Genomic DNA, 20,139 nt, shown 5'->3' with positions numbered 1-20,139 from the left:
GACGAACGGGAGCGCCCGTTCCGCCGCGTCCACGACCGCGGTCGCCGCCGGCAGGTCGTCGCGGACGCTGCCCTCACCGATCCAGGTGCTGCTGGTCGGGTACGCGCTTTCGTGCCGCGTCGTGCGGATGCGATCGACCGGGCGAAGGATCGCTCCATAAACGCCCCGAACCGCGCCCGCACCGCATGTGGAACCGCCAGGTGGCCGCCGGCCGTCGCCGACGCACCGCGACCACGGCGCCGATCTTCAGGAGGCAGTGGATCAGGGGGACGACCGATGAGACGATCATGGCCGCGAACGCGTAAATGGAGGCATTGATGCGTACATTTCGGACGTTCACCGCGGCAGCCGGGGCACTCATGGCCGTGGCCCTCAGCGCATCACCCGCGGCGGCCGCGCAGGCCCCCACGTACGTCTTCCACAAGCAGACCCTGTGGAGGTCGATCCCCGCCAGCGGATCCCAGGGGGCCACCTGCTACCGGCTGCCGGCGGTCGTGAAGACCAGGAACGACGTGCTGCTCGCCTTCGCCGAGCGGCGCAACAAGAACAACTGCGCCGACCACGGCGCGTTCGACGTCGTCATGCGGCGCTCGACCGACGACGGCGTCACCTGGGAGGCGAGCAGGGTCGTCCTGCCCAGTACGGCCGGAGCGGCCCTGCAGGGGAACGCGACCGTGGTCGCCGACTCCGGCGGGCCGGTGTTCCTGTTCACGACCTCGGAGCCGACCGCGTCCCAGACGACGCCGCGTACGCCGAAGGTCCAGGTCAGCACGGACGACGGCGTCACCTGGTCGAGCCCGAAGGACCTGTCGGGGGTCATCAAGGCGCCCGCGGGCGCCGGGGACTGGTTCGCCACGGGGCCGGGGCACGGCATCCAGCTGACCCAACCGGCCCATAACGGCCGCCTGGTGGTGCCCGTCTACTTCAGTGTGGGCGACACGCAGAGCGTACGGCTGATCTACAGCGACGACCACGGCGCGACGTGGCAGATCGGCGCGACCGCGACCTACGACAAGTCGGTCCTGAAGCTGGGCGAGCAGACCCTGGTCGAGCGGACCGACGGCGGCATCCTCGTGATCGCCCGCAACGGCGCCGTACCCGACGACCAGACCTCCGTCCACGGTCTGGCCCGTGGCGTGAGCACGGACGGAGGCGAGACGTTCGACGGCGATTTCCGGGCCGACGGCGCCGTCACCGCTCCGCCCACCCACCCGGCCCTGCTGCGCCAGCGGGACAAGGCCCCCTACACCCGGATCCTGCTCTCCGCGCCCGCCACGCCGAAGACCGACAACAACCCGGTGGGCATGAACGTGCGCTCGTCCTTCGACGAGGGCGCGACCTGGCGGAACTATGACAACTCCACCAACAACGCGGGAGTGAGGATCGACGGCGACCACGCCGGATATTCCGACATGGCACTCCTCGGCAACGGCGCGATCGGCGTCCTGTACGAGGCGGGCGCGAACCGCTTCCGGGACGAGATCCGCTGGAACTGGTTCTGGGAGAGCGCGATCGGCCTGCGTTGAACCGTCCCCGGAACGCCGAACGGCCCGCAACCCTTTCGGGTGTGCGGGCCGTGGCGAGAGAAGAGCCGGGTCAGTGGCCGTGGCCGTGACCGTGCCCCGCGCCGCCGGCGGCGGGGGCCTCCTCCTCGGGCTTGTCCACCACGAGCGCCTCGGTCGTGAGGAGCATGCCCGCGATCGACGCGGCGTTCTGGACGGCCGAACGCGTGACCTTCACCGGGTCGATGACGCCCTGCGCGATCAGGTCGCCGTATTCGCCGGTCGCGGCGTTGAGGCCGTGGCCCGCCTCCAGCTCGGCGACCTTGTGCGTCACCACGTAGCCCTCGAGACCGGCGTTCTCGGCGATCCAGCGGGCCGGCTCGACCAGGGCGCGGCGCACGACGCCGACACCCGTGGCCTCGTCGCCCGTCAGGCCGAGGTCGTCGAGAGTCTTGGAGACGTGGATCAGCGCGGAGCCACCGCCGGAGACGATGCCCTCCTCGATCGCGGCGCGCGTCGCGGAGATCGCGTCCTCGAGGCGGTGCTTCTTCTCCTTCAGCTCCACCTCGGTGGCGGCGCCGACGCGCAGCACGCACACACCGCCGGCGAGCTTGGCCAGGCGCTCCTGCAGCTTCTCGCGGTCCCAGTCGGAGTCGGACTGCTCGATGGCGAGCTTGATCTCCTTGACGCGGTCCTCGATGGCCTGCGGGTCACCGGCGCCGTCGACGATGGTGGTGTTGTCCTTCGTGACGACGACGCGGCGGGCCGTGCCGAGCACCTCGAGACCGACGTGCTCCAGCTTGAGGCCGACCTCCTCGCTGACGACCTGGCCACCGGTGAGGGTGGCGATGTCCTGCAGCATGGCCTTGCGGCGGTCGCCGAAGCCCGGGGCCTTGACGGCCACGGAGGTGAAGGTGCCGCGGATCTTGTTGGTGACCAGGACGGCCAGGGCTTCGCCCTCGACGTCCTCGGCGATCACGAGCAGCGGCTTCTTCGTCTGGGCGATCTGCTCCAGCAGCGGCAGGAAGTCCGCGATGGAGGCGATCTTGCCCTGGTTGATCAGGATGTAGGCGTCCTCGAGGACGGACTCCATCCGCTCAGGGTCGGTCACCATGTACTGCGACACGTAGCCCTTGTCGAACTGCATGCCCTCGGTGAACTCGAGCTCCATGCCCATGGCGTTGGACTCTTCGACGGTGAGGACACCGTCCTTGCCCACCTTGTCGAACGCCTCGGCGATCAGGTCGCCGATCTGCGCGTCCTGGGCGGAGATCGTCGCGACGTTGGCGATCTCCTTCTTGTCGGCGACCTCGCGGGCGCTGTCGAGCAGCTTGTCGCTGATCGCCTTGGCGGCCTTGTCGATGCCGCGCTTGAGCGACAGCGGCGAGGCGCCGGCGGCCACGTTGCGCAGGCCCTCGCGGACCATGGCCTGGGCCAGCACGGTGGCGGTGGTGGTGCCGTCACCCGCGATGTCGTTGGTCTTGGTGGCAACTTCCTTGGCGAGCTGGGCGCCGAGGTTTTCGTAGCGCTCTTCCAGCTCGATCTCACGAGCGATGGTCACACCGTCGTTCGTGATCGTCGGCGCACCGAACTTCTTGTCGATGACGACGTTGCGGCCGCGCGGGCCGAGGGTTACCTTCACGGCGTCGGCGAGGGCGTTCACACCGCGCTCGAGCGCGCGGCGGGCATCCTCGTCGAACTCCAGGATCTTCGCCATTGTTTGAAAGTCCTCTCCTAGCGTCGAAAGCCCCGGCCGCCCTCAAGAGCGCCCGGGGCTCGACACATCCGGCTTACTTCTCGATGATCGCGAGAACGTCGCGGGCGGAGAGCACGAGGTACTCCTCGCCGCCGTACTTGACCTCGGTGCCGCCGTACTTGCTGTAGAGGACGATGTCGCCCTCAGAGACGTCGAGCGGAATCCGCTTGTCGCCGTCCTCATCCCAGTTGCCGGGGCCCACCGCGAGGACCTTGCCCTCTTGCGGCTTCTCCTTGGCGGTGTCCGGGATGACCAGGCCGGAAGCGGTGGTCTGCTCGGCCTCAAGCGGCTGAACCACAATGCGGTCGCCGAGCGGCTTAACGGGAACCTTGGTGGCGGTCGTCACGATCGGACCTCCCCTTCAGATTTGAATGATCTAGAAGAGGCGACCAGCTGGGCCTGCCGTCGCGGGTGTCAGACCTGCCTCGTCGCACGTTGGCACTCTCAAGGGGAGAGTGCCAACAGGAAACATATGCAAGAGGGGCTTGACAGTCAACACGAACGCGTCTGCTGAGAGCGATCAGACCGAATCCACCCCCTCTGGATACGGTACGCCCATGGTCCGACCGGGTCGGACATGGCACTAACGTCGGGTGATGTGGACCTTGACGCCTTCGACGAGCTGCTGACACCGCGCGGGCAGCGCGCGCTCGCGGAGGCCGTGGAGCTGGTGGGCACGGATCCGGTGGCCGCCGCCACGAGGCTGCGCAAGACGTACGACGCCGCGCTGACCTCCGCGGCGCTCACCCAGGCGGGGCTGCGGGAGCGCGCCAGGGCCAAGTTCGGCGAGGACGCCGGGCGGATGTACTTCACGCCGCACGGCCTGGAGCAGTCCACGCGGACGGAGGTCGCCGAGCACCGCGCCCGCCGCCTGACCGCCGAGACACGAGCGGACGCGCCCCCGCACGGACCGGACGCGCCCCCGCACAGGCTCGGCGTCGCGGACGCACCCCCGCACGGACTGGACGCACCCCTGCACAGGCTCGGCGTCGCGGACGCGCCCCCGCACGGACCGGACGCGCCCCCGCACGGGCTCGGGCGTGGGCTGAGGGTCGTGGACGCCTGCTGCGGCGTCGGCGGCGACTTCCTCGCGCTGGCCCGCGCCGGCTGCACCGTGGCCGCCGTGGACACCGACCCGCTGACCGTCGCCGTGGCCAGGGCCAACGCCGACGCGCTCGGGCTGGCCGACAGGGTGACGGTGTCGGTGGGGGACGCGGCCGAGGTGCGGCCGGAGGAGTACGACGTGCTCTTCGCCGACCCGGCCAGGCGGACGAGCCGGGGCAGGACGTTCGACCCCATGGCCTACTCCCCGCCCTGGCCGGTGGTGCTCGACCTGGTCTCCAGAGCCTCCCGGGCGTGCGTCAAGGTCGCCCCGGGCATCCCGTACGAGTTCATCCCCGGAGGCGCCGAGGCCGAGTGGGTCTCGTACAAGGGCGAGGTCAAGGAGGCCGCCCTCTGGACCGGCCAGGAGGGAGCAGCGGGGCGTCGCGCCACCCTGCTGCCCGGCGGCCACACTCTGACCGCCACGGGCGCCGAGGCCGCCGTCGGCCCGGTCGGCAGGTACGTCTACGAGCCGGACGGCGCGGCCATCCGGGCACACCTCGTGGGCGAGGTGTCGGAAATCGTGAACGGACGCCTGCTCGACCCGATGATCGCCTACATCACCGGTGACGCCCCGATCGACACCCCATGGGCGGCCAGATATGAAGTAGAGGACGTTCTCCCCTTTTCAGGGAAAAAGCTGCGCGCCGCCCTCCGTGAGCGACAAGTCGGAAATGTCACCATCAAGAAGCGCGGCTCCGCCGTCGACATCGAGCGCCTCCGCTCAGATCTCCGCCTAAATGGCGAAAAATCGGCAACTATCATCCTTACCCGAATCATCGATAAGCCATCGGTCATCATCTGCGACACCTCTCCACCTGCCTGAACCGGTCATTCTGCCGTTAACCTCGATCTTTCTCTTCGCCCCTGACGGACCTTGATCGAGAGGCTAAGGTGGGCGGACGGGAGTTCTCCCCTGATGCGGTTTTCCGCGTTCCCGCTCGTTCATCTGAAAATCGACCTATATCCCACCGCTGCGCGGCAGACCGTCGGCGAGCCAAAGGAGCTTTCGGTGGACCATTCCAACCACACCACCCTTCTCCAGGCAGGAGGCCAGTCCGGCATCTCCGAGAGGATGCGGGACCTGCTGGCGCGCGCCTCGCAGGATCATGTGTACGAGCAGCGCACGCAGGGGGCCGTGCTGGACGAGATCCGCCAGCGGCTCGAAGGCATGGAGTGGCTGCTGCGCGAGGTCCGCGAGCGGGAGCTCGGCGGCCTCAGCGGCACGCTGCAGGCGGTCAGCGGGCGGCTCGACGACATCACCGCCAAGCCGCCGATGTGGGCGGAGGGGCTGGCTCAGCACGTCGAGGCGGTACGCGACCACGTGGACGCCGTCGGGGAGCGGATCGGGGACGTGGACGCCCGCGTCGCCCCGGTGGCCGACCTGCCCGGCCTGCGGGCCGACCTGGGCACCATGGGCGAGGGCGTGGACGAGGCGCTCACCCGCCTGCAGACGGTGCTCGACAGCACGGACGGCCTCACGAAGGGGATGTCCGACTTCGCCGCCACGCTGGCCACGCTCAACAGCAGCATGGAGGCCGCCGCGAGCCGCTTCACCAGGCTCGACAAGTCGATGGCCGACCTGACCACCCGCACCGACCGGGTCGAGGTCGCGGTCGGCGACCTGTCGGAGCACCTCACCGCCCGGCTGAGCGCCCAGGACAAGCAGCTCTCGGTCCGGATGGACGAGACGGACCAGCGGCTGACCACGCGGCTCGTCGAGGCCGACCAGCGCCTCACGACCCGCCTCGACGACACCGACCAACGGCTCTCCGACCGCCTCGACGAGACCGACCGGCGACTGACGAGCCGGCTCGACGAGACCGACCAGCGGCTGACGGTCCGCCTCGGCGAGAGCGACCAGCGGCTGACGGTCCGCCTCGGCGAGAGCGACCAGCGACTGTCCGACCGCCTCGACCAGACCGAAGAGCGGCTCTCCGACCGGCTCGACGAGACCGACCAGCGGCTGTCCGACCGGATCGACCAGACCGGCCTGCGGCTGAGCGCCCGGATGGACGAGACCGACCAGCGCCTGGCCACCAGCCTCGTCGAGGCGGACGAGCGGCTGGCCAGCCGCCTCAAGGAGTCCGACGAGCAGCTCGGCAGCCGCCTGTCCGACGTCGAGCTGCGCCTCGCCACCAGGCTCGACGAGGCCGACCGGCACCTCGCCATCCAGCTCGGCGAGAGCGAGCAGCGCCTGAGCGCCCGCCTCAGCGGCGTGGACGCCCGGCTCGACCGGGTCGAGGGCAGGCTCACGGGGCTCGACTCGCGGCTCACCGGGTTCGACAGCCGTCTGGAGTCCGCCGACGAGTGCCTGGCCGACATCGACACCAGGCTCGACGGCCTCGACGGCAGGATGGCCGGCGTCGACAAGCGACTCCTGTCCGTGGACAACCAGCTCGGCGGCGTGGACAAGCGGCTGGGCACCGTGGACGGCCACCTCGGGCGCCACGACGACAGGTTCGACGCGCTCGACGTACGCATCGACGCCCGCTTCGGCGCCCTCGACGAGCGCATGGCCACCTCCGACCAGCGCCTCGGCGAGCTGTCCACGCGCAACGAGGGCCGCTTCAACAAGCTCGACACCCAGATCGACTCCGTCGACGAGCGCCTGGTCGAGGCCGAGGAGCACCTGAGCAGCCGGTTCGACGGCATCGACACCCGCTTCAACGGGCTCGACACCCACCTCAACGGCCTGGCCACCCGCGCCGAGCAGGCCAGCGCGCACCTGGAGTCCGTCGACGACCGCATCGAGACCGTCAGCGAGCGCGTGGGCCGCCTCCCCGAGGCCCTGGCGGGCCAGAGCGAGCTGCTCCAGGCGCACGCCGGAGACCAGGCCGAGCGCCTGACCGCCGCCGCGAGCGCGCTCACCGAGCTCGTCACGGCGCGTCCCGACCGCGACCAGCTCACGGAGACGGTCACCGGCATCGTCCAGCCCGCGACCGACGACCTCACCAAGCGCCTGGGCGCCCTGGAGGAGACCATGCTGGCCCTGGCCGAGGCCCTCCTGCGCCCCACCAGGGCCAAGGACTAGGACTGACTTGGGGGGGTCGTGCCGTCATCGACGGCACGGCCCTCACACGTGAACGGTCGTGATCGGCAGCGAGGAGTCGGCGGGGATCTCCAGCGTCGACGGCGTGATCCCGGCCGCGACCAGGTTGGAGCCCAGGGCGGCGACCATCGCGCCGTTGTCGGTGCACAGCCCGGGGCGGGGCACGCGCAGCCGTACGCCGGCCGCGTCGCAGCGCTCCTGGGCCAGCGCGCGCAGCCGCGAGTTGGCCGCCACGCCGCCCCCGATCAGCAGGTCGTGCACGTCGTACTTCCGGCACGCCTGCAGCGCCTTGCGGGTCAGCACGTCGACCACGGCCTCCTGGAACGAGGCGGCCACGTCGGGCACGTGGATCGACTGCCCGGACGCCTCGCGGGCCTCGACCCAGCGCGCCACGGCCGTCTTGAGCCCGGAGAAGGAGAAGTCGAGCGTCCCGTCGTCGATCTTGCCGCGCGGGAACGTGATCGCCGCGCCCGAGCCGTCGCGCGCGGCCCGGTCGATGTGCGGCCCGCCGGGGAACGGCAGCCCCAGCACCCGCGCGACCTTGTCGAACGCCTCGCCGGCCGCGTCGTCGACCGTCGAGCCGAGCGAGATCACGTCTGAAGCCACGTCGGGCACGAGCAGCAGCGAGGAGTGGCCGCCCGACACGAGCAGGGCGATGCACGGCTTGGGCAGCGGCCCGTGTTCGAGCTGGTCGACGGCCACGTGGGCGGCCAGGTGGTTGACGCCGTAGAGGGGCACGCCGAGGCCCAGCGCGTACGACTTGGCGGCGGCCACGCCCACCAGCAGCGCCCCCGCCAGCCCCGGGCCCGCGGTGACGGCGATGGCGTCGATGTCGGAGAACTTCAGGCCGGCCTCGGCCAGCGCGGCCTCCACGGTCGGCGTCATGGCCTCCAGGTGGGCGCGCGAGGCCACCTCGGGCACCACGCCGCCGTAGCGGGCGTGCTCCTCCATGCTGGAGGCGATCGTGTTGGCCAGCAGGGTGTGGCCCCTGACGATGCCGATGCCGGTCTCGTCGCAGGAGGTCTCGATGCCCAGGACCAGTGGTTCGTCAGTCATCAAGATTCCTTCTCATCATGATCGCGTCGGTGCCGTCGTCGTAGTAGCGGCGGCGGGTGCCGATCTCCTCGAACCCGTAATGCCGGTAGACGGCCTGCGCGCGCGGGTTGTCGGCGCGTACTTCCAGGAAGATCTCCCGCGCTCCCCTGCGGCCCGCCTCGGCCAGCAGCTCGGTCAGCAGGGCGCCGCCGATGCCGGTGCCCTGGTGCTTCTCCAGCACGGCGATGGTCTGCACGTCGGCCTGGTCGGCCGCGGCGGCGAGCCCGGCGTAGCCGATGATCTCGCCGTCCACGAGGGCCACCACGTAGTGCCGCGAGCGCGGCATGTCGGCCAGCTCGCCGCGCATCATGCCCTCGCTCCACGCGTCGAGCGGGAACGTGGCCCGCTCGATCGACATGACCGCCGGCAGGTCGGTCGCGGTCATCGGCCGGAGGTTCACGCCGTCACCCGCTTGGGCGCCCCGGGCACGACGGCGTCGGGTCGGCGCAGGTAGATCGGGCGGGGCGGGTCGAGCGGCGTGCCCTGGGCGAGCCGCTCGGCCGCGAGCGCGGCCAGGCCGCCGGCGTAGGGGTACGAGGGCGCGTCGCTCTCGCCGAGGATCTCGGCGTAGAGCCCGGCGCCGGCGCCCACGACCGGCAGCCCGTCCACGGGCACGTCGGCGGGGCGGTCGACGAAGGGCCCGTCGAGCCGGGTGCGCATGTCGGCGTAGCGCGCCCAGAACACCTCTTTGCGCCGCGCGTCGGTGGCGACCAGGAACGGCTCGGCGAGCCCGCTGCCGTAGGCGACGGCGTCGAGCGTGCAGATGCCGTACGCGGGGATGCCCAGCGTGGTGGCGAGCCCCTGCGCGGTCATCAGCCCGACGCGCAGCCCGGTGTAGGGGCCGGGGCCGCTGCCCGCCACGATGGCGGTCACGTCGCGCAGCGCCGCGCCCGCCTCGTCCAGCACGCGTTCGATGGTGGGGATGAGCAGCTCGCCGTGACGCCGGGCGTCGATCGTCGTGTGCTCGGAGAGCACCCGTCCACCGTCGTGGAGCGCGGCGGTGACGGCGGGAGTCGCAGTATCAAAGGCCAGGACCAGCACGGCTGTCTAGCCTACCCGCCGTACGGCCCGCCGCCTCCAAAAGTCAAGACCAGCCCGTACGACGCTTGAGCCAGTCGAGCGCGACCACCCCCTGCGCCCGCTGGAACGCCCTGACCGTGGGCAGTCCCGGCGGGTCCGGAAGACGCGAGTGACGGATGAAATAGCCGGTGAGCCCGGCGACCACCGCGGTCACCGCGGGGTCGGGATCGGTGAACAGCTCGTGCGGCATCGGCCCGCCCTGCATGCCGATCGACGGCAGCATGGCCACCAGATCGACCCAGGGCGCGCCCACGCAGGCCCACGGCCAGTCCACGACGTAGACGCGCTCGCCGCTGAGCAGGATGTTGTCGGCCCGCAGGTCCCGGTGGACCAGGGTGTCGCCGGCCGCCGCCGCGGCCCAGCCGGACTCGAGCTCGGCCAGCTCGCCGAGGTGGCGCAGCGCCCACGGGTCGAGCCCGCCGGTGTCCTCCTCCAGCAGGTCGCGCCAGCCGTGGAAGGACGAGCCGATGGACTCGGCGATGGGCGGCGCGGCGATCGGGGCGGGGGTGAGCTCGGCCGACATCCGCCTGACGGCGTCGAGCACCCGGTCGAGCTGGTCCCGCCGCCAGGGCAGCTCGGGAGGCGCGCCCTCGACGTCCTCGAAGACCAGCGCGACCCAACCCTCCAGCTCGAAGCCGGTCAGCAGCCTGGGCGCGGGCACGGAGTCCGGCAGCGCGGCGGCGATCTCCAGCTCGGCGCGGTAGATGCGGACGCTGTCGGCGTTCGGCTCGGGGCCGACGGCCTTGACGAAGGCGCGCCTGCCGTTCTCCGCGCGCAGGCGGACCGCCGCCGCCGGCGAGAAGCCGCCGGGCTGGGTGACCGCCTCGGCCACGCGCGCCCCGAGGAAGCCCTCGACCGCCGCGCGCACCTGCGGGTGCACGCACCTCCAGGGCAGGCGTACGCCGGACGCGGGCGGGCTGGTGTTCACACTCACGCGTCCATGATCCCGGACGAGAGGAAGGGGATCGCAAACCGTTTTTCAGGCGCGGGAGGCGTACACGATGATGTTGTCCAGGTATTCGCCCTTGGCGTAGTCGAACTTGCCGCCGCAGGTGACCAGCTTGAGGCCGTCCTCCAGGTACACGCGCCTGGTGGGGAAGCTGTCCTTGTGCACCTGCTCGATGTGGTCGACCTTGAAGCTCACGACCTTGCCGTCACTGCGCTCGACCTTGACGGTCTCGCCCTTGCGTAACTGCCTGAGCTTGTAGAACACGGCGGGGGCCGTCTTGGTGTCGACGTGGCCGATGATCACCGAGGCGCCCTTCTCGCCGGGCACGGCGCTGCCGGAGTACCAGCCGGCCACCTTCGGCTTCTCGTACGGGGGCAGCTCGACCTCGCCGTCCTTCGATAAACCGAGCTTCATCAGCGGTGCGTCGACGTCGATCGAGGGGATGTCGATGCTCTCGGGCACGATCGACGCGGTGGGCGTGGTGCCGGTCTGCATGCTCTTGCCGAACGCGACCAGCAGCAGGCCCGTGGCGGCGCCGGCGAGCACCACCCGTCCAGGTCGGGCCATCGCTACGCCTTGCGGCGCTTGACCGCGAAGCCGATGCCCGCGACCAGGGCGAGGCCGACCAGCACGCCCGCGGGGCCGATCGGGATCGAGGAGTCGTCGCTCGCGTCCATCCCGTACGTGCCGCCGCCGCCCGCCTTGGGCGCCTTGCTCGGCACGGTGGACGGCACGGCCTCGGCCGCGGCGACCCTGAGGGTGGCCCGGCCCAGGTCGTTGGTGCCGTCGCACTTGACGTCGACCCGGTAGGAGCCGCGCCGGACCGTTCCCGAGACCTGCGCCTCGCCGCGCACCCAGGGCGAGCCGTTGGCGGACGTGGCGGTCGCGGTGGGGGTCGCCGAGGCCCCGGCGACCGGGTTGAGCACGACGCCGTTGACGAACGCGCGCGAGGTCCCGGTGCCGGTGTGCGCCGGGCCGCCGGTCGGCACGGGGCAGTTGGCCAGGATCCACACCTTGGAGGTCTCGCCCGCGGTGACGCGGTCGGGGTTGAGCTGGACCGAGATGGTCTGCCTGTTGGTCGAGGGCCGCGGGCTGCCCGTGGCGGTGGCGGCCGGGGCGGCGGTGCCGCTGGCTGTGGGGCTGGGCGTGGCTGTGCCTGTTGGATTTGCATCGGCGGAGGCCGTGCAGCCGGTCAGACCGACCATCACGATGGCTCCCGCGTACGCGACTCGCCTGACCCTGAGCACCGGCCGCACCCCACTCCGCCGTCGTACCACCCAGCATCCATCAGAAATATGGATGTCGCCCCTCCTGATACCCAGAAAATCTGGGCCAATCCCTGACCAACGATCATGATTTATGTCATTGGCCTGGTACGTCAAGGGTGCCAGTATTGCCGAAAATTGACGGCGGTTTTAGTCTTCCAGCGGCTCAGACGGCGTGTCGGCCCATCGCGGACCCACGCCGCGCAGGGTGACAATGCGGGCCTCCTCGCCCGCCTCGCGGTCGATGTGGATCTCCAGCCGGTCTTCGGCCAGCCCCTCGACCAGCCCCTCGCCCCACTCCACGACGGTGACGGACTCTTCCAGCGAGGCGTCCAGGTCGAGGTCGTCGACCTCCAGGTCGCCGCCGAGCCGGTAGGCGTCCGCGTGCACGAGCGGCGGCCCCTGGCGCAGCGAAGGATGCACCCGGGCGATCACGAACGTGGGCGAGGTGATCGGGCCGCGTACCTTGAGCCCTTCCGCGATGCCCTGCACGAGCGTGGTCTTGCCCGCGCCGAGCGCGCCCGACAGGACGAGCAGGTCTCCGGCGCGCAGCTGCCCGGCCAGGCGGGCGCCGTACGCGCGCATGTCCTCGGCGGTCGCCAGCCTCACTGCATCTCCACCCTCTTGATCAGGTCGCGCAGCGCGTCGTTGACGGCGCCCGGCCGCTCCAACTGGATGAGGTGGGACGTGTCGGGCACCTCGGTGAGCTGCGCCTTGGGCAGCGCCGCGGCGATGGCCTTGCTGTGGTCGGGCGGGGTGAGCCAGTCGCGCTCGCCCACCATGATCGCGGTGGGCACCTGGTCGAGGACGTCGAGCGCGGAGAGCTTGTCGTGGTTCATCAGCGCCGGGTAGAAGTCGGCGAACACCTCGGTCGGCGTGGCCCTGATCATCGACTCGGCGAAGTCGACCACGGTCGGGCTGACGTTCTTGGAGTCGCCGAAGCCCATGTAGCGGGTCATCAGGAACGCGATGTCGCTGCCCGCGTGGCGGGTGCGGTCGACCAGGGCGCCGCCCTTGCCCAGGATCGAGATCGTGGACGGGGCGATCTTGTGCACCGCCTTGGACACCATCGCCGGCATGCCCAGCGTGAGCTCGGCCAGCTTGCCCGCCGAGGTCGCGATGAGCGCGACGCCGCGGATCTTGTCCGCGAACAGCTCGGGGTGGCTGTCGGCCAGCGCCATGATCGTCATGCCGCCCATGGAGTGACCCACCAGCACGCACGGGCCCGGCACGAACTTCTCGATCACCTCGGCCAGGTCGGCGCCCAGCCGGTCGATCGTGCTGCCGTCGGCGCCCGCGCGCTGCGAGCGCCCGTGCGAGCGCTGGTCCCACAGCACCATGCGGTAGTTTTCGCGCAGGTCCTTGCGCTGGTAGTGCCAGGACTCCAGGTTGAGGCAGTAGCCGTGACAGAAGACGACGGTCAGCTCGGCGTCCTCAGGTCCGTCGATCTCAAGGTGCAGCGCCTTGCCGTCTGAGGTGACGAGCGTGCGCTCCCTGCCCCGCAGCTCGCCGAACGGCTCGCTGGCCTCGGTGTCGGGGCGCAGCCTGATCCTGCCGACCGCGTACCGCTTGGCCAGCGCCGCCGCCGCGACGCCGGCGGAAGCCGCACCGACGAGCGCGCCGGCGATGCCTACCCTGCGCCGTGTTGTCGTCGTCATCTCCCCGATCCTTCTCCGCTCATGCCCGCCGCGAAGTGCCCGTCGTCACTCCGAGCGCCTGTGCTCGTAGACCCGCGGCACGCGCGACCCGATCCTGGTCACGATCTCATGCGTGATCGTGCCGAGATTATCCGCCCACTCCTGAGCGGTCGGCTCGCCCCCGTCACCGGGCCCGAACAGCACGACCTCGTCGCCCGCCGACAGGGGGTCGTCGCCCATGTCGATCATGAACTGGTCCATGCACACCCGGCCCGCGATCAGTCTGCGCCGCCCGCCGGCCAGCACCTCGACCCGCCCCGTGGCGTGCCTGAGGATCCCGTCGGCGTATCCGAGCGGCACGAGACCGAGGGTGGTCTCGCGGTCGGTGACGTACAGGTGAGCGTATGACACGCCCGAGCCCTCCGGAACCCGCTTGACCAGCCCGGCCTGCGCCACGAGCGTCATCGCCGGCCTGAGCCCGAAGTCGCCCAGCTCGGGGATGGGGCTCAGGCCGTACATCGCGATGCCGGGCCTGACCAGGTCGTAGCGGGCCTCAGGAAGCGTCACGGTGGCCGCGGAGTTGGCGAGGTGCCGGATCACGTGGGTGCCCGCCGCCCCGGCCCGCTCGGCCAGCTTCAGCGCCGTTCTGAACGCCTCCTGCTGCTGCTCGATCGACGGGTGGCCGGGGATGTCGGCGCAGGCGAAGTGGGACCAGAGGCCGACGATCTCGACGACGCCCTCGGCCTGGAGCTTCAGCGCCCCGTCGAGGAGCCCCTGCCAGGCGGCCAGCGGCGAGCCGCCCCTGCTCATGCCGGTGTCGGCCTCCAGGTGGAGCCTGGCCGTGCGCCCCGTGCGGCGGGCGGCGGCCTCGATCTCGCCGAGCAGCCCCGCGTCGGAGGCCGACAGCTCGATGTCCTTGTCGAGGGCCTCGTCCAGCGGCTCGCCGGGGGTGATGAGCCACGACAGGATCGGCGCGGTCACCCCGCCCGCGCGCAGCTCGAGCGCCTCCCGGACGAACGCGGTGCCCAGCCGGCTCGCGCCTCCCTCGATGACGGCCTCGGACGCCGGCACCAGCCCGTGTCCGTACGCGTCGGCCTTGACGGCGCCCATCAGCTCCGCGCCGCCGGCCCGCTCCTTGAGCAGGGCCACGTTGTGCCTGATCGCGGCCAGATCGACCCGCGCCTGGGCCGGTGTGGCCATCGAGGAGTACATCCTTCCAGTGTGGCAGCTCACGCGGGTGGTCGAGCGCGATTTCCACTCCCGGCCACCCCTACGACGAGCGGCCCCCGCCGGTCACCGCGCGGATGGCCGCCGGCACCTCAGCGGCCACGTCGGCCGCGGTCAGCGGCGCGCCCTCGGCGGCCCGCCACCCGGCGAGCCCGTGCAGGAACGCCCCGCAGGACGCCGCGTCGTAGCAGCTCAGCCCCTGGGCGAGCAGCGCCCCGGCCACCCCCGCCAGCACGTCGCCGGTCCCCCCGGTGGCCAGCCAGGAGGTGCCCGTGACGTTCGCCCGGACCGGCCGCGACTCCTCGGCCACCACCGTGGTGGAGCCCTTGAGCAGCACGGTCACGCCCAGCTCGGCCGCGGCCCGGCGGACGTGCTCCAGCCGGGCGGCCTCGATGGCGGCCCGGTCGGCGCGGATGAGCCGCGCCAGCTCTCCGGCGTGCGGCGTGATCAGGACGGGCGCCGACCGCCGCAGCAGCCCGCGGTCCCGGGCCACCAGCGTCAGTGCGTCGGCGTCGATCAGCACGGGCACGTCGGACGCCAGCACCTGGGCGGCCACCTCGTGGGCCCACTCCCCGGTGCCCAGCCCCGGCCCGAGCACCCACGCCTGCACCCGGCCCACGTCTTCGAGGGAGGGCCGGTCCAACTCGGTGACGACGGCCTCCGGCCAGTGCGCGCGCACCTGGGCGACCGGCGCGCCGGGGCCCGCGTACCGCACCATGCCGGCCCCCGCCCGCAACGCGCCGCCCACGGCCAGCACGGCCGCGCCGGTGAACAGGTCGCTCCCCGCGGCGACGCCCAGCACACCCCTGCGGTACTTGTCGGACTCGTTGCCGGGCCGCGGCAGCAGGACGTCCACGTCGCCGCCGGTCAGCGCCGCGACGTCGGGATCGGGCAGATGGGCCCCGAGCCCGATGTCCACCAGCTCGACCCTGCCCGCGTGCTCGGCGCCGGGATCAACGAGCAGGCCCGTCTTGTACGCCCCCATGGTCACGGTCACCCGGGCCCGCACCGCGAGGCCCTCCACCCGGCCGCTGCTCGCGTCCACACCGCTCGGCACGTCCACCGCGACGATCGGCCCGCGGGCCGCGTTCGCCTCCTCGACGAGTGTCCGGTACGGCTCCCGCAGCGCCCCTGAGGCCCCGATCCCGACGAGCCCGTCGATGATCAGGTCCGCGCGCTCCAGGGCGTCCCGCTCGACGACCCGCCCGCCGGCCTGCCTGAGCGCGGCGAGCCCGGCCTCGTGCGTCTTGGACCCGGCAAGGACCGCGCCCACCCACGCCCCGCGCCTGGCCAGCCGCTCGCCCGCGTAGAGCGCGTCACCGCCGTTGTCGCCGCTGCCGACGAGGAGCACGACGCGTTTGCCGTAGACCCTGCCCAGGAGGTCGGCGCAGACGGCGGCGAGCCCGGTGGCGGCCCGTTGCATGAGCGTGCCCTCGGGCAGCCGCGCCATCAGCTCGTGCTCGGCGCCCCGGATCTGGTCGGCGGTGTAGGCAGTCTTCACGATCCGAAGCTATCCCTCCGCGATCACGTAGGCCACGGCCACGCCCGCGTCGTGGCTGAGCGAGACGTGCCAGCGCTTGACCCCGAGGTCGTAGGCGACCTCCGCGGCCTTGCCGGTGATCCGCAGCTCGGGCTTGCCGTGCTCGTCGCGGCGCACCTCGGCCTCCAGGTGGGCCATCCCCCTGGGCGCGCCGAGCGCCTTGGCCACGGCCTCCTTGGCGGCGAACCTGGCGGCCAGCGACCGCACCGGCAGCTCTATCTCGGCCTCGGTGAACAGCCGCTCCTTGAGCTGCGGCGTGCGCTCCAGCGCAGCCTCGAAGCGGTCGATGTCCACGACGTCAACGCCGATGCCAAGGATCATGACCCCAGCGTACTCAGAACAGCCCGCGCTCCCACGGACCCCAGATCGCGAATGACCTGCCCTGTTTCGCCTGGACGTTGACATAGAGGGTGTGGCCGCCGGGTCCGAACGTCGAGCCCGCGAACTCCGCCCCCGGGTCGTCGGGGATCGGCTCCAGGCGGCAGAAGTCGAAGATCTGCCCCGCCTTCGTGAGCCCGCGCAGGTAGTTGTCGCCGTCGCCGTCCTCGCACAGCACGAGCGTGCCGCGCCTGCTGGCCGTCACGTTGTCGGGCAGGTCGAGCACCGCCGAGCGCGGCGACTCGTAGGCGAGCCTGAGCCGCCCGCTCCACGTCTCGTACGCCCACACCTGTCCCCGCCCCTTGCCGAACCCGGAGGGCGGCGTGTCGCCAGCCGCCGTGGCCCCGCCCTGGGTGGAGACGAAGTACACGACCCCCTGGTGGAAGACGGCCCCCTCCAGCCGGGAGAAGATCGCCGCGCCCTGCTCGCGCCCTTGGCTGCCCACGGCCTGGACGGCCTGGTCGTAGGCGGGCCTGCCGGTGAAGGTCGGGTCGGGGTCCTCGATGTCCACCCAGGCGGTCTCGTACGTGGCCGCGGGCTGCTGCCCCACGGACAGGTCCTTGCGCTTGGCGCCCTTGACGGCCAGCATCTGCAGCCGCCCGCCGTCGAGCAGCCGCCCGGCCTGGACGGGGTGCTTCGGCGGCAGGTAGCGGTAGAAGCCGGAGGGGTAGGAGAAGTTGTCCTCGGTCATGTAGAGCGCGCCCGTGGAGGGGTCGAACGCCACCGACTCGTGCGGGAACCGGCCGGCCGACTTGATCGGCCTGGCGGTGGCGGCGCGGTTGACCGGCACCTCGAAGATGTAGCCGTGCTTGCGGGTGAGCTTGGCGTTGTCGCCGCCGGAGAAGTCGTCGGCCACGTCGGGCCCGTTGACCGTCTCCTCGCAGCTCACCCACGCCCGCCACGCCATGGGGCCGCCCGAGCAGTTCATCATGGTGCCGTTGAGCGAGGGGGCGGCCTGGATCACCTCTCCGTAGCGCGTGACGCGCAGCGTGGAGGTGCCGCCCCCGGCCATCGGGTCGTACGCCCTGGCCTTGTCGCCGAACGCGCCGACGGGGCCGTTGACCTCGTGGTTGCGGATCAGGATCGCGCTGTCCTTGGGGCCGGAGAACGCCGCCATGCCGTCGTGCCTGCCCGGCACGGCCGACCCGTCGCTGAACTTCTCGCCGGCGGCGCTGAACGAGCGATATTTGAACCCTTCGGGCAGGTGCAGCCGCACCTTCCCGTCACGCAGGTCCGGCACGGGCTTCAGCCGCCCGTAACCCCCCTGCACCGGCTTGACACCCCCTTGCACTCCCGCGCACGCGACTCCGGCGAAGGGGCCGGCGACGGCGATCACGTTCGTGATGAAGCGACGACGGTCCATCAGACCTCCCAGCCCTGCACAGTAGCCGCCGACACCTGTTCATACGCGTGATTCGGCAAGACGGATCTTCCTTCCCCGACCTGAGTCTCGGTAATCCCACGTGTTTATCCACAGGCTGTGGATCTCGCTGCGCGCACCCGGCCATGATCCGGTTCACCGCTCCTCGCTACGCTGCCAAGGTGAACAACGGCTACGTGGAACTGAGCAGGGAGCAGTGGAGCGAGCTCCGCAAGAACACGCCCTTGACTCTCACCGCAGACGAGCTGGAAGAGCTTCGCGGCCTCGACGACCCCATCGACCTCACTGAAGTCACGGACATCTATCTCCCCCTGACCCGGCTGCTGAACCTGCACTTCACCGGATCCAAAGAGCGCAGCAGCGTGCTGAGCGCGTTCCTCGGTCATCCCGAGCAGCGCGTGCCGTACATCCTGGGCATCGCGGGCAGCGTCGCGGTCGGCAAGTCGACGACGGCGCGGCTCCTGCACACCCTGCTGGCCCGCTGGCCCGAGCACCCGCACGTGGAGCTGATCACCACCGACAGCTTCCTCTACCCGAACGCGGTGCTGGAGGCCAAGGGGATCATGCACCGCAAGGGCTTCCCGGAGAGCTATGACCGCAGGGCGCTGGTCAGGTTCGTGGCGGAGGTGAAGGCCGGGGCGGCGGAGGTGCGCGCGCCGATCTACAGCCACCTGGAGTACGACATCGTGCCCAAGGAAAGCCAAGTCGTGAAAAGTCCGGATATCTTGATCATCGAGGGGCTCAACGTCCTCCAGCCGGCCCCGCCCACGTCCCTCGCGGTCAACGACTACTTCGACTTCTCCATCTACGTGGACGCCAAGGTCGAGGACATCCGCACCTGGTACGTCGACCGCTTTCACAAACTCCGCCGCACCGCCTTCGAGGACCCGAAGTCGTACTTCCGGTACATCGCGGAGCTCTCGTACGAGGAGGCCACGGCCTTCGCGGTCAACGTCTGGCGCGACATCAACGAGCGCAACCTGGTCGAGAACATCGCCCCCACAAGGGGCCGGGCCGACCTCGTGCTCAAGAAGGGCGCCGACCACTCGGTACGGCGGGTACGGCTCCGCCAGACCTGAGCACCTCCTCGAACAGGTAGAGGGCCAACCTGCCCCCGCACTCCTGGTCGTCCACCGCGGCGAACCAGCACTCCTCACCATGGTCGTGACATCGGTATCGGATCATGCACGTCAGCCTCACGCAGATGTGTCAAAACGCCATCAACGTCCGATAGACGACAATGGCCCATGTGCTACATCTGCGACTGATCAGCCCGGCCGCGCGGACCGCCGAGGCGACGACGGTGTTGGAGGACTGCCCAGGCGTCACCAACATCGTCGTCCTGCCGGGCGCGGCCCGCGAGCCGGCGGGCGACGTGATCCTCTGCGACGCGGCGCGCGAGTCGGCCAACGAGGTGCTGAACCGGCTCAAGTGGCTGGAGACCGAGGGCTCCATCGCCATCGAGCAGGTCGATCTGTCGCTGTCCAGGGTCGCGACCGACGCGGTCGAGGAGGCGCCCGGCGATCCCGACGACGCCGTGGTGTGGGAGGAGCTCGCGCACCGGGTGCACGCCGACTCCCGCATGACGTGGGCGTACCTGGCCTTCCTGGCCATCGCCACGCAGCTCGCGGGCATCGGCATCCTGCAGAACTCCCCCATCCTGATCGTCGGCGCGATGGTGCTCGGGCCGGAGTTCGGCCCGGTCGCGGGCATCTGCTTCGGCCTGCTGCGCGGCGGCTGGCACCTGGTCACCGCGGCGCTGAAGACGCTGGTCGTCGGGTTCACGGTGGCGATCGCGATCACGTTCGCCTGCGCGCTCGTCTCGAACTGGCTGGGCTGGATCGGCATCGAACACCTCCTCCGGAACGCGGAGGTCCAGTTCATCGTCAAGCCGGACCGGTGGTCGTTCATCGTGGCGCTGCTCGCGGGCGCGGCCGGGGTGCTGTCGGTCACGGCGGGCAAGTCGTCGGCCCTGGTCGGCGTCTTCATCTCGGTCACCACCGTGCCCGCGGCCGGCTACGTGGCCGTCGCGCTGGCGCTGGGCGACTGGAACGAGGTCTACGGCTCGGTCTCGCAACTCGCCGTCAACATCCTCGGCATGATCATCGCGGGCACGGGGACGCTGCTGGTCCAGCGGAAATTCTGGCCTCAAGTAGGACGGCGTTCATCCGTCTGA

19 protein-coding genes are annotated in these 20,139 nt (G+C 71.0%); 5 read left to right on the top strand and 14 right to left on the bottom strand.

Annotated features, from left to right (window positions below; all coding sequences use genetic code 11):
• Nucleotides 1-317 precede the first annotated feature (317 nt).
• The gene (locus AB0J87_RS01940; protein WP_363962221.1) at nt 318-1,526 is read left to right on the top strand and encodes a sialidase family protein; all 1,209 of its coding nucleotides are present in this window, start codon (nt 318-320) and stop codon (nt 1,524-1,526) included.
• Nucleotides 1,527-1,596: 70 nt separating this feature from the next.
• Here the strand turns inward: AB0J87_RS01940 and groL are convergent, their stop codons facing one another.
• Nucleotides 1,597-3,219, bottom strand: a complete 1,623-nt coding sequence (gene groL, locus AB0J87_RS01935; RefSeq protein WP_363962220.1) for a chaperonin GroEL — start codon at nt 3,217-3,219, stop codon at nt 1,597-1,599.
• 73 nt (nt 3,220-3,292) lie between these two features.
• On the bottom strand, nt 3,293-3,607 hold the full coding sequence (gene groES / locus AB0J87_RS01930) for a co-chaperone GroES (protein WP_197093639.1): 315 nt from the start codon (nt 3,605-3,607) through the stop codon (nt 3,293-3,295).
• 249 nt (nt 3,608-3,856) lie between these two features.
• Here groES and AB0J87_RS01925 point away from each other — a divergent pair, with 249 nt between their 5' ends.
• Together AB0J87_RS01925 and AB0J87_RS01920 are read left to right on the top strand one after the other, a co-directional pair.
• Entirely contained in the window at nt 3,857-5,185 is a 1,329-nt protein-coding gene (locus AB0J87_RS01925) for a methyltransferase domain-containing protein (RefSeq protein WP_363962219.1), read from the top strand.
• Nucleotides 5,186-5,371: 186 nt separating this feature from the next.
• A complete protein-coding gene (locus AB0J87_RS01920) occupies nt 5,372-7,393 on the top strand; it encodes a hypothetical protein (RefSeq protein WP_363962218.1) in 2,022 nt (673 codons plus the stop codon).
• A 42-nt stretch (nt 7,394-7,435) separates the two neighbouring features.
• On the opposite strand, the gene tsaD is transcribed toward AB0J87_RS01920, so the two are convergent.
• The 12 genes from tsaD to AB0J87_RS01860 form a co-directional block, all read right to left on the bottom strand.
• Nucleotides 7,436-8,467: a tRNA (adenosine(37)-N6)-threonylcarbamoyltransferase complex transferase subunit TsaD gene (gene tsaD, locus AB0J87_RS01915; RefSeq protein WP_350731043.1), complete on the bottom strand. Its 1,032-nt coding sequence runs from the start codon at nt 8,465-8,467 to the stop codon at nt 7,436-7,438.
• The gene (gene rimI, locus AB0J87_RS01910; protein WP_363962217.1) at nt 8,460-8,891 is read right to left on the bottom strand and encodes a ribosomal protein S18-alanine N-acetyltransferase; all 432 of its coding nucleotides are present in this window, start codon (nt 8,889-8,891) and stop codon (nt 8,460-8,462) included. Before rimI ends, tsaD begins: the two co-directional genes overlap by 8 nt.
• Before the next feature lie 11 nt (nt 8,892-8,902).
• The gene (gene tsaB, locus AB0J87_RS01905; RefSeq protein ID WP_363962216.1) at nt 8,903-9,547 is read right to left on the bottom strand and encodes a tRNA (adenosine(37)-N6)-threonylcarbamoyltransferase complex dimerization subunit type 1 TsaB; all 645 of its coding nucleotides are present in this window, start codon (nt 9,545-9,547) and stop codon (nt 8,903-8,905) included.
• A 43-nt stretch (nt 9,548-9,590) separates the two neighbouring features.
• Nucleotides 9,591-10,520, bottom strand: coding sequence for an aminoglycoside phosphotransferase family protein (locus AB0J87_RS01900; RefSeq protein ID WP_363962215.1), 930 nt, complete (start codon nt 10,518-10,520; stop codon nt 9,591-9,593).
• A gap of 45 nt (nt 10,521-10,565) precedes the next feature.
• Complete coding sequence (locus AB0J87_RS01895; RefSeq protein WP_350731036.1) at nt 10,566-11,102, bottom strand: class F sortase; 537 nt, start codon at nt 11,100-11,102, stop codon at nt 10,566-10,568.
• A gap of 2 nt (nt 11,103-11,104) precedes the next feature.
• Nucleotides 11,105-11,782 (bottom strand): hypothetical protein, encoded by a 678-nt coding sequence (locus AB0J87_RS01890; RefSeq protein ID WP_350731035.1) that lies wholly within the window; start codon nt 11,780-11,782, stop codon nt 11,105-11,107.
• Between the two features lie 168 nt (nt 11,783-11,950).
• On the bottom strand, nt 11,951-12,409 hold the full coding sequence (gene tsaE / locus AB0J87_RS01885) for a tRNA (adenosine(37)-N6)-threonylcarbamoyltransferase complex ATPase subunit type 1 TsaE (protein ID WP_355190272.1): 459 nt from the start codon (nt 12,407-12,409) through the stop codon (nt 11,951-11,953).
• Nucleotides 12,406-13,458 (bottom strand): alpha/beta hydrolase, encoded by a 1,053-nt coding sequence (locus AB0J87_RS01880; RefSeq protein WP_350731032.1) that lies wholly within the window; start codon nt 13,456-13,458, stop codon nt 12,406-12,408. Before AB0J87_RS01880 ends, tsaE begins: the two co-directional genes overlap by 4 nt.
• A 45-nt stretch (nt 13,459-13,503) precedes the next feature.
• Nucleotides 13,504-14,637, bottom strand: a complete 1,134-nt coding sequence (gene alr, locus AB0J87_RS01875; protein WP_363962214.1) for an alanine racemase — start codon at nt 14,635-14,637, stop codon at nt 13,504-13,506.
• 70 nt (nt 14,638-14,707) lie between these two features.
• On the bottom strand, nt 14,708-16,165 hold the full coding sequence (locus tag AB0J87_RS01870) for an NAD(P)H-hydrate dehydratase (RefSeq protein WP_363962213.1): 1,458 nt from the start codon (nt 16,163-16,165) through the stop codon (nt 14,708-14,710).
• 9 nt (nt 16,166-16,174) lie between these two features.
• Entirely contained in the window at nt 16,175-16,525 is a 351-nt protein-coding gene (locus AB0J87_RS01865) for a holo-ACP synthase (RefSeq protein ID WP_350731030.1), read from the bottom strand.
• 13 nt (nt 16,526-16,538) lie between these two features.
• Entirely contained in the window at nt 16,539-17,945 is a 1,407-nt protein-coding gene (locus tag AB0J87_RS01860) for an alkaline phosphatase PhoX (protein ID WP_363962212.1), read from the bottom strand.
• A 194-nt stretch (nt 17,946-18,139) separates the two neighbouring features.
• On the opposite strand from AB0J87_RS01860, the gene coaA reads away from it, so the two are divergent.
• Both coaA and AB0J87_RS01850 read left to right on the top strand, forming a co-directional pair.
• Complete coding sequence (gene coaA / locus AB0J87_RS01855) at nt 18,140-19,042, top strand: type I pantothenate kinase (protein WP_363963083.1); 903 nt, start codon at nt 18,140-18,142, stop codon at nt 19,040-19,042.
• Between the two features lie 170 nt (nt 19,043-19,212).
• Nucleotides 19,213-20,139, top strand: coding sequence for a DUF389 domain-containing protein (locus AB0J87_RS01850; protein ID WP_363962211.1), 927 nt, complete (start codon nt 19,213-19,215; stop codon nt 20,137-20,139).

The sequence above is a fragment of the Nonomuraea sp. NPDC049625 genome, assembly GCF_040675285.1.
In the GTDB taxonomy this organism is placed as follows: Bacteria; Actinomycetota; Actinomycetes; order Streptosporangiales; family Streptosporangiaceae; genus Nonomuraea; species Nonomuraea angiospora_A.
The sequence above is the reverse complement of the archived record's forward strand: the minus strand, read 5'-3'. Positions and strand labels throughout refer to the sequence as shown.

Coding starts and splice junctions, on each gene's coding strand:
- AB0J87_RS01880 (WP_350731032.1), bottom strand. CDS start 13,458: ATGACGACGACAACACGGCGCAGGGTAGGCATCGCCGGCGCGCTCGTC.
- rimI (WP_363962217.1), bottom strand. CDS start 8,891: ATGACCGCGACCGACCTGCCGGCGGTCATGTCGATCGAGCGGGCCACG.
- alr (WP_363962214.1), bottom strand. CDS start 14,637: ATGGCCACACCGGCCCAGGCGCGGGTCGATCTGGCCGCGATCAGGCAC.
- tsaD (WP_350731043.1), bottom strand. CDS start 8,467: ATGACTGACGAACCACTGGTCCTGGGCATCGAGACCTCCTGCGACGAG.
- AB0J87_RS01865 (WP_350731030.1), bottom strand. CDS start 16,525: ATGATCCTTGGCATCGGCGTTGACGTCGTGGACATCGACCGCTTCGAG.
- groL (WP_363962220.1), bottom strand. CDS start 3,219: ATGGCGAAGATCCTGGAGTTCGACGAGGATGCCCGCCGCGCGCTCGAG.
- AB0J87_RS01895 (WP_350731036.1), bottom strand. CDS start 11,102: ATGGCCCGACCTGGACGGGTGGTGCTCGCCGGCGCCGCCACGGGCCTG.
- AB0J87_RS01940 (WP_363962221.1), top strand. CDS start 318: ATGCGTACATTTCGGACGTTCACCGCGGCAGCCGGGGCACTCATGGCC.
- AB0J87_RS01860 (WP_363962212.1), bottom strand. CDS start 17,945: ATGGACCGTCGTCGCTTCATCACGAACGTGATCGCCGTCGCCGGCCCC.